Source organism: Chromobacterium sp. LK11, from assembly GCF_001043705.1.
GTDB classification, from domain to species: Bacteria; Pseudomonadota; Gammaproteobacteria; order Burkholderiales; family Chromobacteriaceae; genus Chromobacterium; species Chromobacterium alkanivorans.
On the sequence record NZ_LDUR01000010.1, the window covers coordinates 135,269 to 151,017 of the forward strand.

14 protein-coding genes are annotated in these 15,749 nt (G+C 65.6%); 9 read left to right on the forward strand and 5 right to left on the reverse strand.

Features of this window, described 5'->3' with window-relative positions; genetic code table 11:
* Positions 1–23 precede the first annotated feature (23 nt).
* Positions 24–803 carry an HAD-IIA family hydrolase gene (locus VK98_RS06890; protein WP_048413337.1) on the forward strand — a complete coding sequence of 260 codons (780 nt, stop codon included), beginning with the start codon at positions 24–26 and terminating at the stop codon, positions 801–803.
* A gap of 99 nt (positions 804–902) precedes the next feature.
* On the opposite strand, the gene VK98_RS06895 is transcribed toward VK98_RS06890, so the two are convergent.
* Positions 903–2,156: a DEAD/DEAH box helicase gene (locus VK98_RS06895; RefSeq protein ID WP_197082987.1), complete on the reverse strand. Its 1,254-nt coding sequence runs from the start codon at positions 2,154–2,156 to the stop codon at positions 903–905.
* 162 nt (positions 2,157–2,318) lie between these two features.
* Between VK98_RS06895 and hflX the strand changes: the two genes are divergently transcribed.
* The 3 genes from hflX to VK98_RS06910 all read left to right on the forward strand — a co-directional run bounded on the left by hflX (position 2,319) and on the right by VK98_RS06910 (position 6,891).
* Positions 2,319–3,707, forward strand: coding sequence for a GTPase HflX (gene hflX / locus VK98_RS06900; RefSeq protein WP_048413338.1), 1,389 nt, complete (start codon positions 2,319–2,321; stop codon positions 3,705–3,707).
* A 216-nt stretch (positions 3,708–3,923) separates the two neighbouring features.
* Entirely contained in the window at positions 3,924–5,591 is a 1,668-nt protein-coding gene (locus tag VK98_RS06905) for an ABC-F family ATP-binding cassette domain-containing protein (RefSeq protein ID WP_048413339.1), read from the forward strand.
* A 457-nt stretch (positions 5,592–6,048) separates the two neighbouring features.
* Complete coding sequence (locus tag VK98_RS06910) at positions 6,049–6,891, forward strand: PhzF family phenazine biosynthesis protein (protein ID WP_048413340.1); 843 nt, start codon at positions 6,049–6,051, stop codon at positions 6,889–6,891.
* 248 nt (positions 6,892–7,139) lie between these two features.
* On the opposite strand, the gene msrB is transcribed toward VK98_RS06910, so the two are convergent.
* Positions 7,140–7,532: a peptide-methionine (R)-S-oxide reductase MsrB gene (msrB, locus tag VK98_RS06915; protein WP_048413341.1), complete on the reverse strand. Its 393-nt coding sequence runs from the start codon at positions 7,530–7,532 to the stop codon at positions 7,140–7,142.
* Between the two features lie 501 nt (positions 7,533–8,033).
* Between msrB and VK98_RS06920 the strand changes: the two genes are divergently transcribed.
* From VK98_RS06920 to VK98_RS06930, 3 genes are read left to right on the forward strand one after another with little or no spacing between them, the layout of a single operon-like run.
* Positions 8,034–10,046 carry an RICIN domain-containing protein gene (locus VK98_RS06920; protein WP_082158805.1) on the forward strand — a complete coding sequence of 671 codons (2,013 nt, stop codon included), beginning with the start codon at positions 8,034–8,036 and terminating at the stop codon, positions 10,044–10,046.
* Positions 10,018–10,464 carry a hypothetical protein gene (locus tag VK98_RS06925; protein ID WP_053077273.1) on the forward strand — a complete coding sequence of 149 codons (447 nt, stop codon included), beginning with the start codon at positions 10,018–10,020 and terminating at the stop codon, positions 10,462–10,464. Before VK98_RS06920 ends, VK98_RS06925 begins: the two co-directional genes overlap by 29 nt.
* Position 10,465: 1 nt before the next feature.
* Complete coding sequence (locus VK98_RS06930) at positions 10,466–11,086, forward strand: SCO family protein (protein ID WP_053077274.1); 621 nt, start codon at positions 10,466–10,468, stop codon at positions 11,084–11,086.
* Between the two features lie 44 nt (positions 11,087–11,130).
* Here VK98_RS06930 and VK98_RS06935 read toward each other — a convergent pair whose 3' ends face one another.
* The 3 genes from VK98_RS06935 to VK98_RS06945 all read right to left on the reverse strand — a co-directional run bounded on the left by VK98_RS06935 (position 11,131) and on the right by VK98_RS06945 (position 13,510).
* On the reverse strand, positions 11,131–11,772 hold the full coding sequence (locus VK98_RS06935) for a histidine phosphatase family protein (RefSeq protein ID WP_048413342.1): 642 nt from the start codon (positions 11,770–11,772) through the stop codon (positions 11,131–11,133).
* A gap of 46 nt (positions 11,773–11,818) precedes the next feature.
* Complete coding sequence (locus VK98_RS06940) at positions 11,819–13,186, reverse strand: deoxyguanosinetriphosphate triphosphohydrolase (protein WP_231589223.1); 1,368 nt, start codon at positions 13,184–13,186, stop codon at positions 11,819–11,821.
* A 96-nt stretch (positions 13,187–13,282) separates the two neighbouring features.
* Positions 13,283–13,510 carry a glycine zipper 2TM domain-containing protein gene (locus tag VK98_RS06945; RefSeq protein WP_048413343.1) on the reverse strand — a complete coding sequence of 76 codons (228 nt, stop codon included), beginning with the start codon at positions 13,508–13,510 and terminating at the stop codon, positions 13,283–13,285.
* A gap of 218 nt (positions 13,511–13,728) precedes the next feature.
* Here VK98_RS06945 and VK98_RS06950 point away from each other — a divergent pair, with 218 nt between their 5' ends.
* Both VK98_RS06950 and VK98_RS24420 read left to right on the forward strand, forming a co-directional pair.
* Complete coding sequence (locus VK98_RS06950; protein ID WP_048413344.1) at positions 13,729–14,949, forward strand: MFS transporter; 1,221 nt, start codon at positions 13,729–13,731, stop codon at positions 14,947–14,949.
* A complete protein-coding gene (locus VK98_RS24420; RefSeq protein ID WP_304413553.1) occupies positions 14,949–15,587 on the forward strand; it encodes a metalloregulator ArsR/SmtB family transcription factor in 639 nt (212 codons plus the stop codon). Before VK98_RS06950 ends, VK98_RS24420 begins: the two co-directional genes overlap by 1 nt.
* The last annotated feature ends 162 nt before the right edge of the window (positions 15,588–15,749 follow it).

Below are 15,749 nucleotides of genomic sequence, written 5' to 3' on the forward strand. Positions count from 1 at the left end.
ACCTGTGTTTTGGATATACCGTAATGAGCAAAAGCATCATTTCCGACATGGACGGAGTGATTTATCGGGGCAAGCAACTGATTCCGGGCGCGCGCGATTTCGTCAACCGCCTGACCCAGGGCGGCACGCCCTTCCTGTTTTTGACCAATAACGCGGAGCAGACGCCGCTGGATCTGAGGCTGAAACTGGAGAGCCTGGGCATCAATGGCGTGACGGAAGACAATTTCATCACCAGCGCGATGGCGACGGCGATGTTTCTGCGCAGCCAGACGCGCAAGGCCATGCCCACCGCCTATGTGGTGGGCGGCGCCGGCCTGATCAACGAGTTGTACAACGTCGGTTTTTCCATTTCCGAATCCCACCCCGATTACGTGGTGGTGGCCAAGTCGCAGACCTTCAGTTTCGAGCAGATCAAGAAGGCGGTGCGCTTCATCGATCAGGGCGCCAAATTCATCGGCACCAATCCGGACATGATCGACCCGATAGAGGGCGGCGGCTACGAGCCGGCCGCCGGCACGCTGCTGGCCGCCATCGAGGCCGCCACCGGCAAGAAGCCTTACATCGTCGGCAAGCCCAATTCGCTGATGATGATGCTGGCCACCCGCAAGCTGGGCGTGCATCCGGAAGAGGCGGTGATGATAGGGGACCGGATGGACACCGACATCGTCGGCGGCATCGAGGCAGGCATGGGCACCGCGCTGGTGTTGTCCGGGGTGTCGTCGCGCGAATCCATGGAGCAGTTTCCCTACCAGCCGGACTATGTGTTCGAGAGCGTGGCGGAGATTGATCCGCAAGCCTTGTAAAGTATTGCCGGCCTGCTTGGCCGTGGGCGAAAACAGGGCCGTTCCAGCTGGAACGGCCCTGTTGTTTGCGCTTTCCGCTGGGCTCGGCGCCGAGAGCGCTTAGCCTTGCTCGGCCTGCGCTTGGGCGGCGGCTTCCCGCAGCTTGTCCTTCTTGCTCTTGCGCTTGCCCTTGACGCCGCCGTTGTCGGCCGCCGCGCCCGGAGCCGGGATCGCGGCGACGACGGGTTCGAAGCCGGGAATCCGCTCGCGCGGCAGCCGCAGCCGCTGGCGTTTCTCTATCACCTGGAAATGCGCGGCGCAGTCGGCGCTGACGAAGCTAACGGCTTCGCCGCCGGCGCCGGCGCGGCCGGTGCGGCCGATGCGGTGGGTGTAATCCACCGGCGAGCGCGGCAGGTCGTAGTTGATCACCACCGGCAGGCGGGCGATGTCGATGCCGCGCGCGGCCACGTCGGTGGCCACCAGGACTTGCAGATGGCTGGACTTGAGATCGGCTAGCACCTGGCCGCGCTGCCCCTGGCTGCAATCCCCATGCAGCGCGGCGGCGCGGATGCCGGCGGCCTGCAGTTTGCCGGCCACCCGGTCGGCGTTGTGCCGGCTGGCCACGAAGATCAGCGCCCGGTCCCAGCCATGGGTTTGCAGCAGATGGCGCAGCAGCATGGTGCGCCGGCCGGCGTCCACTTCGATGACGCGCTGGCGGATGTCCGGCGCGGCGTCGTCGGGCGCGATGTCGATGCGCTGCGGCTGGTTCAGCAGTTGTTCCGCCAGCGCGCGCACGGCGGGGGGGAAGGTGGCGGAAAACAGCAGGTTTTGCCGGTAGGGCGGCAGCAGCGCCAGCACGCTGGCCAGCTCGTCGGCGAAGCCGAGGTCGAGCAGGCGATCGGCTTCGTCCAGCACCAGGGTGTCGATGGCGGAAAGCCGCAGCGCATTGTGCGTCAGCAGGTCCAGCAGCCGGCCGGGCGTGGCCGCCACGATGTCGGCGCCGCCGCGCAGCGCCATCATCTGCGGATTGATGGAAACGCCGCCGAAGACCACGGCGACCTTGGGCCGGCGCGGCAGTCCCTGGGACAGTTGGCGCAGGGCGTCGCCCACTTGCGCCGCCAGCTCCCGGGTGGGGAGCAGGATCAGCGTTTGCGCCTGGCGCGGCGCGGCCTGGCGGCCCGCCAGCCATTGTTGCAGCAGCGGCAGGCAGTAGGCCGCGGTTTTGCCGGAGCCGGTTTGCGCGGTGGCCAGCACGTCGTGGCCCTGCAGGACGGCGGGAACGGCGGCGCTCTGAACGGCGGTGGGAGCAAGATAGCCTTGATCGCTGGCGGCCTGGGCCAGCGCGGGCGACAGGCCCAGAGAGGTGAATGGCATGGGTGGCGGTGACGACTATGGTGCTTGAAGCGGCAGGAGTATCGGCGCTGCCAGCGGCCGGGTCAAGCGGGGCGTGGCGGCGGCGCAACGCGCGTCGCGCAGCGGGAAGTTCCGTTTGCGGGTACTATCTGGGCTCGCTATCAAGATTAAAGTCATTCGCCCATGCAAACAGAAGTCAAAGAGAAACCCCGCTACGCCCTGGTGGCCTCGGTCCAGCTGCCGGATGTCAGCGATGTCGAGTTCGAGGCCTCGCTCACCGAACTGAGCGAACTGGCCAAGACCCTGGGCTTCCAAGTGGTGCGGACCTTTGTGCAAAAGCGTAACAGCTTCGACCGCACCGCCTATATGGGGGTGGGCAAGCTGGAGGAAATCAGCCAGTTCGTCAATCGCGGCCTGCGCAACGACGAGCTGGACGATGCGCCGCCGGTGCTGGACGCCAGCGCGGTGGAGATCGACGCCTTGCTGGTGGACCACGAGATTTCGCCGTCGCAGGCGCGCAATCTGGAGCTGGCCGTCGGCTGCGAGGTGATGGACCGCACCATGGTGATCCTGGAGATCTTCCACCGCAACGCCCGCTCGCGCGCGGCGCGCGCCCAGGTGGAAATCGCCCGTCTCGGCTATATGGCGCCGCGGCTGCGCGAGGCGGCCAAGCTGGCCGGTCCGCAAGGCCGGCAGCGCAGCGGCATGGGCGGCCGCGGCGCCGGCGAATCGCACACCGAGCTGGACCGACGCAAGGTGCGCGACCGCATCGCCGAGCTGCAACGCGAAATCATCGCGATGGAACTGGAGCGCAAGACCCAGCGCGCGCGCCGGGTGGAGCGCCAGGGCCAAGGCCTGGGCGGGGTGTCGCTGGTGGGCTACACCAATGCCGGCAAGTCCACGCTGATGCGCGCGCTGACCGGCAGCGAGGTGCTGGTGGCCAATAAATTGTTCGCCACCCTGGACACCACGGTGCGCGCCATCTACCCGGAAAGCGTGCCGCGGGTGCTGGTCAGCGATACCGTAGGCTTCATCAAGAACCTGCCCCACGGCCTGGTGGCCTCGTTCAAGTCCACGCTGGAAGAAGCGCTGGACGCGGCCTTGCTGCTGCATGTGATCGACGCCAGCGACCCGGGCTTCCAGCGCCAGCTGGAAGTCACCGACGAGGTGTTGAGGGAAATCGGCGCCGACGAGGTGCCGCGCATCCGGGTGTTCAACAAGATAGACCACGTCGGCGACGCGGCGGCGCAGGCCGCCTGCGCCGCCGAGCTGCGGCAACGCTATCCGGACTGCGTGGTGATGAGCGCGCGCCGTCCCGAGGAAGTGGCCGCGCTGCGCGCCCTGATCGTCGCCTTCTTCCAGCGCGATCTGGAAGAGGGCGAGCTGCTGCTGCCGTGGTCGGCGCAACAGCTGCGCGGCGAAATCTACAGCCACTGCCAGGTGCTGGAGGAGCGCGCGGACGAAGAGGGCAGCTGGTTCCGCGTGCGCGGCGAGCCGGACAAGCTGCGCAGCCTGCGCGAACAGCTGAATCCCGGTTCGCAGGGGAGGGAAAAGGAGTACTGGGAGCTCTGAGGCCGGGCTGCTAAGCGACGGCGCGTCGCGGGCAGGGGGCGCGGCTTGACGGCAGCGCCTGTCCTCCGTCGGAGCGCTTCCGCGTATAATCTCTCCCCTCGTGCCCTCGGCGATTGTCCGCGGGCGCGTTTCATTCATGGCATTCCGCCGGGACGCAAGTGGTCGCCGGGCTGCTGTTTTCTTGCTTCCTAAAATTCTGCAACACTGCTATTCCCAATGATCATTCTGAAAAACGTGGCCTTGCGCCGCGGCACCAAAGTCTTGCTGGACGGCGCGACAGTCAATATCAACCCCGGCGAAAAGGTGGGCCTGGTAGGGCGCAACGGCGCGGGCAAGTCCTCGCTGTTCGCGGTACTGAACGGCAGCCTGCACGAAGACAGCGGCGACTTCTCCATCCCCAGCCAGTGGCGGATGGCGCAGGTGGCGCAGGACATGCCGGAAACCTCGCAGACCGCCACCGAGTTCGTGGTGGAGGGCGACACCGCGCTGCTGGCGGCGCGGCGCGAAGTGGCCGAAGCCGAGGCGGGCGAAGACTATATGCGCATGGCTCACGCCTACACCGCGCTGAACGACGCCGGCGAGCACGACGCCCCGGCGCGGGCGCAGGCGCTGATTCTGGGCCTGGGCTTCAGCGTGGCCGAGCTGCAGCAGCCGGTGAACAGCTTCTCCGGCGGCTGGCGCATGCGCCTGCAGCTGGCGCGCGCGCTGATGTGTCCGTCCGACCTCTTGCTGCTGGACGAACCGACCAACCACCTCGACCTGGACGCGCTGGTCTGGCTGGAAGCCTGGCTCAAGCAGTACGCCGGCACCATGGTGGTGATCAGCCATGACCGCGAATTCCTGGACGCGGTGACCAATGTCACCCTGCACATTGACCACGGCAAGCTGGTGCGCTACGGCGGCAATTACAGCAAGTTCGAGGACATGCGCGCCGAGCAGTTGATTTTGCAGCAGGCGGTGCTGGCCAAGCAGCAGGAGAAGATGGCGCATCTGCAGAAGTTCATCGACCGCTTCAAGGCCAAGGCCAGCAAGGCCAAGCAGGCGCAAAGCCGCGTCAAGGCGCTGGAGCGGATGGAGAAGATCGCGCCGGTGCTGACCGAAGCCGACTTCCAGTTCGAATTCAAGGAGCCCAGCAGCCTGCCCAACCCGATGCTGACCATGTCGCAGGCCTCTTTCGGCTATCCGGCGCCGGAAGGCGCGGCGGAAGGCGCGCCGCCCACGGTGATTGTCAAAGGCGTGAACCGCTCGGTGCTGGCCGGCCAGCGCATCGGCATCCTGGGCGCCAACGGCCAGGGCAAGTCCACGCTGGTGAAAACGGTGGCCGAAGCGCTGACCGCCACCGGCGGCGAGATCATCCGCGGCAAGGGCTTGAACATCGGTTACTTCTCGCAGCAGGAGCTGGACGTGCTGCGGCCGGGAGACGATCCGCTGCAGCACATGCTGAGATTGGCGCGCGAAACGCCGGCGCAGCTGCGTCCGCCGGCCAACGATTGCCGCGAGCAGGGCCTGCGCAACTTCCTGGGCACCTTCAATTTCAGCGGCGACATGGTCAAGCAGGCGGTGGGCAGCATGAGCGGCGGCGAGAAGGCGCGGCTGGTGCTGTGCATGATAGTCTGGCTGCGTCCCAATCTCTTGCTGCTGGACGAACCGACCAACCATCTGGACCTGGCCACGCGCGAGGCGCTGAGCGTGGCGCTGAACGAGTTCGAAGGCTCGGTGATGCTGGTCAGCCACGATCGCGCGCTGCTGCGCGCGGTCTGCGACGAGTTCTGGATGGTGTCGCGCGGCGGGGTCAGCGATTTTGACGGCGATCTGGACGATTACCAGGTCTATCTGCTGGAAGAGGCCAAGCGCCGGCGCGAAGAGGCGGCCGGCAAGCGCTAAGCCTGCAGCGGCGGTCGTTGAGCCGCCCGCGTGCAGCTGAATCATCAAAGGCAGTGTCGCCCTACGGCGGCGCTGCCTTTTTGGTTTTGATGCATGGAGCCGCAATGCCGCGTTTGGGCTGATCTGGCACTTGCCTTGCCGCGAAGATCGTCCAACCTGCCGGCAATCGCGCTGGTCGGGAAATGGGCATTAACCGTTCTCCAAGCCGGCGCGGGAAATTCGGGAACTGCTGCCCTGCTATGAACACGACAATCTATTCAATTCCAGCAAGTTCAAACGACGTTTTCCTGATTTCGCGGTGCAGACATACCAGGAGGGCGGCTGTCTGATTCGGACCGAGCAGGCGTGAATGGCTGCTGGGGCGCCGCGGGTCGAAACCTTGGATCGGCCGCGGCTACACGAGGGTGATGTTGGGGCGTAGACTAGCCGTCCCAGCAGAGTACCAACAGGACATTTCATGAGATCCCTGAGCTTCAAGCAGGTCGACGTCTTCAGTTCCATCCCCCTCAAGGGCAACCCGGTGGCGGTCGTGTTCAATGCCGACGGGCTCGATGACCGGCGGATGGCGACCTTCGCCAACTGGACCAACCTCAGCGAGACCACCTTCATTCTCCAGCCCAGCGACCCGCGGGCCGACTATCGCCTGCGGATCTTCACCACTCAGGACGAGCTGCCGTTCGCTGGTCATCCCACGCTGGGCAGCTGCCACGCCTGGCTGGAGTCCGGCGGTGAGCCCCAGGGGGAGGAGATCATCCAGGAGTGCGCGGTGGGGCTGGTGCGGATCCGCCGCCAGGGGCGGCGGTTGGCGTTCCTGGCACCGCCCTTGCTGCGTTCCGGGCCGGTGGCGGCCGAGCTGCTGGAGCAGGTGCGCCTGGGCCTGCGCCTGGCGCCCGGGGATATCGTCGCCGCCCAGTGGGTCGACAACGGCGCCGGCTGGCTGGCGGTGATGCTTGCCAAACGCCAGCAGGTGCTGGACCTGCAACCCGACTATCCGGCGTTGAGCGGGCTGGCGGTGGGGGTGGTCGCACCCTGCGACCCGCAGCACGACGATACCGACGCGCAGTTCGAGGTACGGGCTTTCATCGCCGGCGACGGCATGCCCGAAGACCCGGCCACCGGCAGCCTGAACGCCGGCATAGCCCAGTGGTTGCTTGGAGCCGGGTTGGCGCCGGCGCGCTACCGCGTCAGCCAGGGCCTGAGCATGGGGCGCGCCGGCTGCGTCGAGGTGGAGCAGGTGGGCGACGAGGTATGGATAGGCGGCAACGCCGTGACCTGCATCGAAGGCCGCCTCAAGCTGTAGCCGCCAGCCTGCCGTGTCGTTGGAGAGCCGGCGGGATATGGTCCGGATCAAGATGTCGGGCAATTGGCTGAATGACTGTGGCTTGAGGCCGGGCAAGAAAAGGGGGGCGGACAAAAAAATTGGGCTAGCCCTTATGGGAGCCCAATTCCGGCGCAAGCTTGCAAGTGCAAGTGCAAGTGCAAGTGCAAGTGCAAGTGCAAGTGCAAGGCGATGGGGTGCGCTGACTAGGATGTGTCGCGGTCGGCGGCTTACGCCTTGGGGGTGAAGCCCAGCGCCACCGAATTGATGCAGTAGCGCTCGCCGCTGGGTTCTGGACCGTCCGGGAAGACGTGGCCCAGGTGGGCGTCGCATTCCGAGCAGCGCACCTCGACGCGGCTCATGCCGTGGGAGTGGTCGACGATGCGGGCGATGCGCGCGCCGGCGGCCTCGGCCCAGAAGCTGGGCCAGCCGCAGCCGGGGTCGTACTTGGCGTCGCTGTGGAACAGCAAGGTGCCACAGCAGACGCAGTGGTAGTCGCCGTTTTCGGTGCGGGTGTAGTGCTCGCCGCTGAACGGGCGCTCAGTGCCGGCCTGGCGGGTGACGCGGTATTGTTCCGGCGTCAGTTGCTTTTGCCATTCCTGATCGGTTTTTTGCATGGTCATTGTGGGTTCCTTTCGCGGATGGATTCCGTCCTATTTTAGGCGGGAGCGTCCTTGCGGTATATCCGGCCTTGGCGTGTCGCCGTGATGCCTGCTTCGAGCAAAGAGCGTTTGCGGGCTCTTGTCTTGTCGCTTAGTCGCGCCGGCGGCTCGAGGATGACGGCGTTCGGCGGGTAGGGGCGGCCAAGACCCGTACATTTATTAATATATTTATTTTTTTGGGCAAAAGCTTTCGAATCGCGTCCTTGCTTTCAAGCCTTCGGCGAGTTTGATCCCTTAGATTCTGCGCAGTGTGCCGAATTTGATACAAAAACAATTATCTGTTGTAAATTTTTGTTGTCTTTGCCGAGGCCGGACATCAGAGTGGCGGCACGGCTTGCGCGGCTTTCCTTGCGGTGCGGATGGGCGTCGTGCGCAGGGGCCGCCCTTGCCGCGGGGGAGCGGCGGCAGGGCGCTTGGGCAAGTCTGGACGAATTGGGATCGCGTGACTTCAAGGGGGAATGCATGTTGAGGCTTGGAAGCAATTTACTGACGTTGGCGAGCGGCGTGCTCGGGCTGTCATGGCTGGTTTGCCCCGAGGCGGGCGCGGCCACCACCGGCATCGTGGCGGTCAACAGCGGCCAGTGTCTGAACGTCGGCGGCGGTTCGACCCAGTCCGGCGCCGGCATCATTCAATGGCCTTGCTCGGCGGGCAGCAATGAGCAATGGACCTTCGTGCCCTTGGCCAACGGCTTCTATCACATCGTCTCGCAGAAATCGCAGATGTGCCTGAATGTGCCGGCTTCCAGCCGCAACCAGGGCGTGCAGCTGATTCAATGGCCATGCCAGGGCGTCGCGGCGACCAATGACCAGTGGAAAATCCAGCCGGTGGACGTCGGCAGCTACCATATCGTGTCCGCGTCCAGCGGCCAGTGCGTGAACATTTTTTCCGGCGTGGCGACGCAGGGAAGCAAGGTGGTGCAATGGCCCTGCCAGGGCAAGGCGCAGGTGAACGACCAGTTCATGTTCGATTACCCCGGAGCCAAAAGCACGGCGCTTCCCTCCGCCTGGAGCGGAGTGATTCCCCTGCCGGTGACTCCGGTGGGCGTCGCCAATCTGCCGGACAACAAGCTGATGATGTGGTCGGCGGATTTTCCCGACGCTTTCAGCGGGGACAGCGGCAATGGCAACAGCAAGACCTATACCGCGCTGTTCGACGCGGCGAAGAACGCGCCGCTGCCGCTGACGGTGGTGACCACCGGCGCGAACCTGTTCTGCCCCGGCACATCGATGCTGGCCAACGGCAATCTGTTGATCAACGGCGGCTCCAGCAGCCCTAAAACGCAGATATACGATTGGGCGGCCAAGCGCTGGAGCGCCAGCGGCAATATGAACATCCCGCGGGGCTACGAGGCCAACACCGTGTTGTCGGACGGCCGGGTGCTGACCTTGGGCGGTTCCTGGAGCGGCGGCTACAATAGCAAGAGCCGGCCCAACCGCACTGGGGAGGTGTGGGACGGCGGCCGTTGGACCGTCCTTGCCGGCGTGCCTGAAAACAATGTGATCGGTCCTGATCCGCAGGACGCCAATGGCAGCGTGTATCGCGGCGACAATCATTTGTGGCTGTTCGCCAGCGGCGGCGGGATGGTGTTCCATGCCGGCCCCAGCGCGCAGATGAACTGGATAGGCACCAGCGGCGCCGGCAGCATCGTCTCGGCGGGAACACGCGGCAACGACCCTTACAGCATCAACGGCAATGCGGTGATGGTGGACGCCGGCCTGATCCTGAAGCTGGGAGGGGCGCCGGCTTATCAGCAGAACACCGGCACGACTTACGCCAGCAATTCGGCCTATCTGATCGATATCCGCGGCGGCCCCAAGGCCCCGGTGCAGGTCAAGCCCTTGCCCGGAATGAGCTATCGCCGCGCCTTCGCCAATGCGGTGGTGTTGCCGGACGGCGACGTGGTGGTGGTGGGCGGGCAGACGATACCGCAACCGTTCACGGACTCCTACGCGGTGCTGACGCCGGAGTTGTGGAGTGCGGCCAAGAAGAGCTTCCTGCCCCTGAAACCGATGCAGGTGCCGCGCACCTACCATAGCACGGCCATTCTGTTGCAGGACGGGCGGGTGTTTGTCGGCGGCGGCGGCTTGTGCGGCGCCGGCTGCCCGCAAAATCACCTGAACGCGGAGATATTGACGCCGCCGTATCTGTTGAACGCGGACGGCAGCCCGGCCGCCCGGCCGGTGATTAGCGCCGCGCCGACGCAGGCGCGGCCGGGCAGCCTGATCGAAGTCAGAACCCAGCAGGCGGCGAGCCGCTTCGCCTTGATGCGGCTGTCCGCGGTGACCCATACGGTCAACAACGACCAGCGCCGCATCGCCCTGTCGGTGTCGCAGATCACGCCGCTGGCGGGCGAGACGCGTTATTCCCTGCAGATTCCGGCGGATAGCGGCGTGGTGTTGCCGGGTTACTACATGCTGTTTGCGCTGAGCCCGCAGGGAGTGCCCAGTGTCGCCCGCGTCATCGCCGTCAATTAAGCGCGGCTGGGGCGGCTTCGCGCTCGGGCTGGCGCTGTGGTGGCTGCCTTGGGTGGCCGGCGGCGAGGAGGCGCCGGATGGCGGACGGCTGTTCTACGGGCAAACCGCTTTGATCGGCCAGCTGTACGTCCATAACCGCCCCTTGGGCGCCGAATACGTGCGTTGCGCCAACTGCCATCGCTTGCAGGACCAGCCGTCGGCGGAGGGCCGCTTCGGCCCGGACCTGGGCGCGCGCTTCTTGACGGAGCCCAGCGCCAGGCGCGGAGGGCCGGAGCGGGCGTACACCGAGCAGAGCTTTTGCGAGATGCTGCGCAGCGGGAAAGACCCGACCGCGATCTTGATCGGCACGGATATGCCGCGCTACCGGCTGAGCGCGGCGGCGTGCCGGGCCTTATGGCTTTTTTTGCAGGAGCATTAGCATGCAAGGGATGGATGTCGAGCGCCTGAATCAAGGGCGGCGGCGGTTTGCGCTGGGTTTGGCGGGGCTGGCGCCCTTATGGCTGGCGAGCCCGGCCGCCCTGGCCAAGGCCGTGTTGCCGAGGGAGTTGGCGCTGGCGCATGGGGAGATTTCCCCGCCGCTGCCGCTGCCGGATTTCATGCTGAAGGACAGCGACGGTCTGCGGCGCTCGTTTCATGATTTGTTGCAGCGGCGGGTGACGGCCGTGCAACTGATTTTCACTCGTTGTTCCAATGTCTGCCCTATCCAGGGCGCGACCTTCAGGCAGGTGCAGGACTTGATGCCGGAGTCCAAGCGGGCGCGGGTGCAGCTATTGTCGCTGAGCCTTGATCCATTGAACGACACGCCCGAGCAGCTGCGGCGCTGGCTGGCGCCGTTTCGGCCCAAGCCAGGCTGGCGGGCGGCCAGCCCCGCGCTGGCCTCCCTGGACCTGGTGCTGGCCATGTTCAATCAGCGGCGGACGGACTTGAACGCGCATCATACGGAAGTCTTGCTGGTTGACGCCAAGCACCGGCTGGCGTGGCGATCGACGGAACTGCCGTCGGCGGAAACCATCGCCCGCACCCTGTCGGCCTTGGCTTAGCAGGTCGCTGTTCACGGCGGCCTGAGCGGGCTGCCATCGTCTCGCTATTGAATTTCGTCCAGCGCGGCGGGCAGGTGGGATTCGTCGGCCCATTGTTCCAGCCGCCATTGCCCGTCGCTATAGCTCAGCCAGTTCAAGGCCGCGTTGGGGATGGGGAAATCGCGGGCTTCGGCCATCGGCTTGCCGGTGGCCAGCCGGTACATCATTTCCAGCACGCCGCCGTGGGTGACTACCAGCAGGGTCTGGCCCAGGTGGCGGCGGGCGATGCCGGTGAAGCCGTCGCGGATGCGCCGCATGAAGGCGTTGAGGCTTTCCCCGCCTTTGAGGTCGTAGTCCGGGTCGCGGGATTTGAGCTGCAGATAGTCGTCGCGGATGCTTTGTTCCGCCTCGGCGTAGGTCAGGCCCTGGAACACGCCCATGTGGCGCTCGCGCAGTTCGGCGCTGTAGGTGGGGATCAGGCTCAGCCCGGTCTGCAGCGGCGCCGCGGTCTGGCGGGTGCGGGTCAGGTCGCTGACGTAGAGCGCGTCGAAGGCGTAGCGGCCCGGCCAGAGCGCGCGGCTGAGGCTGGCCGCCTGTTCCTGGCCGGTGGGGTTGAGGGGGATGTCGGTGTGGCCTTGCAATCGATATTCGCGGTTCCAGTCGGTTTCGCCATGGCGGACGATGCAAAATCGGGTGATGTGCTGCATTCCTGTCTTTCTGATTTTTAACTGCCGAAAAGGCGGCGGGGCCGCCTTACAAAATGCCCACGCCGGAGATGTCGCGCGCCAGGTTGGCGGCGTAGTTGTCGGTCATGCCGCCGACGAAATCCAATACTTTCATATAGGCCTGATATAGGCTGTCGTCACTGCGGATGTGCTGTTCCAGCAGGCCCATGGCCAGGTGTTCGCGCGGGCTCAGACGCTCGGCGCCCTTGCCGACGTAGGCGTGGGCGGCGGGGATCAGCGCGTCCAGAATGACGGCCATGCACGGGTAGGAGGCCAGTTCGGTCACCAGCTTGGTGCGGTGGCGGTAGACGCGGGTGCTGGCCAGCTCCTTGGCGTGGATCAACGCGTCTTGCACCTGGGCGCCGCACAGATTGATCAAGTCCTTGGCCGGGAATTCGCCGCGCAGCAGGCTGTCGTGGTGCAGCATGAATTTTTCCGCCACCTCGCTGACGCAGCGGCCGATGGCGATGCCGCGCAAGGTGCCGCATTTCTGCCGCACGTCCTGCATGTCCCAGATGCGTTCGTATTCGGTGAAGCCGGAGAACAGGGTTTCGAATTCCTTGAAATCCAGGATGCCGATCTCCACCGCGTCCTCCAGGTCCAGAATCGCGTAGCAGATGTCGTCGGCGGCCTCCATCAAATAGGACAGTGGGTGACGGCTCCATTGCATCACGCCCTTGGGCAGCAGGCCCAGCTCCGCGGCCACGCGCTGAAAATAGGGAAGCTCGGTGCGGTAGATGTTGAATTTGTCGCGCGCCTGGGCGGCTTCGGCGTCCGAAGTCCACGGATACTTGATCAGCGCGCCCAGGGCGGCGGCGGTGAGGCGCATGCCGCCTTCGCCGGTGTACATCTCCAGCGTGGCCAGCATGCGCAGGCCGTGGGCGTTGCCTTCGTAGGTCTGCACGTCGCGGATTTCCTCCGGCGCCAGGCCGTGCAGCCAGTGCGCGTTGCGCTCGGCGCGGAACCAGTCTCGCAGCGCGTATTCGCCGGTATGGCCGAAGGGCGGATTGCCGATGTCGTGGGCCAGGCAGGCCACTTGCACCACCGAGCCGATGTCGTGCGGGGTGTAGTTGTCCGGCAGCAGATGGGCGTGCTGCATCATCATGCCGACGCGGTTGCCCAGGCTGCGGCCCACGCTGGCCACCTCCACGCTGTGGGTCAGCCGGTTGTGGGTGTGGTCGTGGCGCGCCAGCGGGTGCACCTGGGTCTTGCGGCCCAGCCGGCGGAAGGCGCTGGAGAACACCACGCGGTCGTGGTCGATGTGGAAGTCGGTGCGCAGGCCCGGGCTGCCTTCCTCGGTGGCCGGGGTGCGGGTTTCCTTGACGTGGCCCTGAATGACTTTGAAGCGTTTGGTGGAGAGGAGTCGTTCCCAGTTCATGCGTGCGGTGGAGGTCATGGCGTTGCCCGTGGTGCTGTTCTCTTGATGATATGGGCGCGGCGGGCAAAACAAAAGAGCCAGCGCGGGGCTGGCTCTTGGAATGAGGGCGCGGGCTTAGCGCTTGCCGGTCTGATTGCCGACCACGCCGCCCACCGCGGCGCCGCCCACGGTGCCGATGGCGTCGCCGCCGGTGAGCACGGAGCCGAGCACGGCGCCGGCGGCCGCGCCGATGGCGGTGTTCTGCTGACGCTTGGACATATTGGCGCAACCGGACAGCAGGCTGACGGCGAGCAGGCTGGCGGCAATGGCTTTAACGGCGGGTTTGCTGGTAATCGAAGTCATGGAAGTCTCCAAAGAACATAAAGTAGGTCTTGTGCTGTTTGAGACGTTTGGGATGCCATCTGGTTCCTGATTTATAGGCGCTTTTTCGTAACCATACGTACAGTTTCCCCTATGCTGTCTTGGTGTTTTCCTGAGGGTGACGGCGCTTAAGTAAACTATTTTGTTTACTTATTTCGAGGGCGGGATTAGCATGGGCCATCGTCCAATTGGTATGCGTGATGAATGTTTCCCACCAAAAACTGATTCTGCTGACAGTCTGTCTGGTGGCGCTGATGAGCACGGCCGGCGTGGCCATGCCTTATCCCATCCTGGCGCCCATCTTCGTGGACTCCGCGCCGGACGCCTTCAATCATTTTATGGGGCTGCCGCCCAAGCTGCTGCTGGGCGTGGCCCTGGCCGCCAACCCGCTGGGCATTCTGTTGGGCAGCACCTTGATCGGCGCCTTGTCGGACCGCTTGGGACGGCGGCGGGTGTTGACCGGCACCCTGTTGCTGACTTTCGCCGGCTATCTGTTGACGGCGTACGCCTTGTGGAGCCGCTGGTATCTGTTGTTCGTGCTGGCGCGCTTCGTCACCGGCCTGACCGAGGGCAATGTGGCGGTGGCGCGCGCCATCGTCGCGGACCTGCACCCGCAGCTGGACCGCGCGCGCTCCTTCGCCATCCTCAACGCGGTGCTCTACACCGGCTGGCTGGTGGGGCCGCTGATAGGCGGGCTGACCCTGCCGCTGGGCGAGGCGGTGCCTTTCCTGCTGGCGGCCGGCGCCATCCTGCTGTGCCTGGCGGTGCTGTTGGCCTTCCTGCCGGAAACCGGCGAGCGCATGCATCAGGATCAGTCCTTGCTGCAAGTGATGCGCGGCCAGCACTCCTTCCGCCTGTTGTCGGCGGACCCCTTGCTGGCGCGGCTGTTCTGGATGCAGCTGGCCTTCGCCATCGGGGTCAACGCCTTTTACGAGTTCTATCCCTTGTGGCTGGTGGAGTACGCGCGGCTGGACAGCCGCGGCATCGCGCTGGTGACGGCGCTGATGTGCGTGCTGATGACTTCGGCCAGCGTCTTGCTGGGAAAGCTCGGGCATAAGCGCGCGCCGCTGGAGCTGGCGCGCATCAATGCGGTCTGGGTGGCGCTGGGCCTGCTGGGCCTGAGCCTGTTGGCGGATCTGCCCTGGCCGGGCATAGGCTTGATCGTGCTGTTGGGCGTGCCGCTGGCGATTTACAACGCCATCCTGCCCAGCTGGTGTTCGGAGCGCTTCGCCAACCTGGGGCAGGGCAGCGTGATGGGCTTGCTGACCACGATCTTCTGCGTGGCCAACGTGCTGGTGGCCTTGCTGGGCAGCGTGCTGACCATTCTGGACACCCGGCTGGTGCTGGTGTTGGGCGCCTTGACCTGCGGCCTGGCCGCCGGCTGGCTGCAAGGCGTGATCCGCGAGGCGGCGGAAGCCTGATGGCGGCGGCGATCAACGGCGCGGACCGCTTGCTGTATCTGCTGAAAACGCGGGGACCGCAAACGGCGCAGGCGCTGGCGGCGGAGTTGGGCCTGACCAGCATGGGCGCGCGCAAGCACTTGCTGGCGCTGGAGCAGAAGGGGCTGGCGCGGATGGAGGCCCAGGCTCAGGGCGTGGGCCGGCCGGCCCAGGTTTGGCGCTTGACCGAGCGCGGCCATGGCCGCTTTCCGGATCGGCACGCGGACCTGACGCTGCAATTGCTGACCCAGGTGCGGGAGCTGTTCGGCGAGGCCGGGCTGGAGCGCTTGATCCAGCGGCGGGAGACGCAGTCGGAGGAGGAGTACCGGCTGGCGATGGCCGGCGCCGACGCGTTGGCGGACCGGGTGGCCGCGCTGGCGCGGATTCGCAGCGAGGAGGGCTATATGGCGGAGGCGCGCCCGGACGGCGACGCTTGGCTGTTGCTGGAAAATCATTGCCCGATCTGCGCGGCGGCGCGTCAATGCCAGGGCTTGTGCCGTTCCGAGCTGGCGCTGTTTTCCCGGGTGCTGGGGCCGGGCGTGGAGGTGCGGCGGCTGGAGCACGCGCTGGACGAGGGCGGGCGGCGCTGCGTGTACCACATCGCGCCGTTGACGGCGTGAGGCGGCGCGGCGCTTGCTGTTTGAATTCATGGACTTGCGAGATCTGATTGTATTTCGCAATGCGGATTTACCGGGATAGTTTTATCAGGTACATTCCGGCGTTTTTCCACGTGGTTGGCGCTTGCCCCGACGCTGGGCGGCGCCACCTCGGTTGCGGCTCTC